Annotated in this window: 1 pseudogene; it reads right to left on the bottom strand. The window is 67.0% G+C overall.

Annotated features, from left to right (window positions below):
* A pseudogene (locus AAZT04_RS26375) lies at positions 1-227 on the bottom strand (Ig-like domain-containing protein); the annotation flags it as partial.

Here is a 227-nt window from a genome sequence, read left to right as displayed (position 1 = left end):
ATCCTTCAACGTCACCGTCACCTGGATGTCACTGCCCGACACGTAGCTGTCTTTGTCGACCGCCAACGTCGCCGCACTCACCGCGCCCGCCGTGATGGCATAGACCGCCGGACTGGCCGTGGCGCCAGTGAGCGTCAGCGTCGCCTGCAGGCCCGTGCCCGCCTGGTCTGCCGTGTAGGTCGCCGTGTAGTTGCCGGCCTGCTCGCGCCACTCACCTTTCAGTGTCG

It is taken from the genome of Serratia sp. Je.1.23.a (assembly GCF_051129805.1).
GTDB classification, from domain to species: domain Bacteria; phylum Pseudomonadota; class Gammaproteobacteria; order Enterobacterales; family Enterobacteriaceae; genus Serratia; species Serratia liquefaciens.
This window is presented reverse-complemented; position numbering and strand designations above follow the sequence as displayed.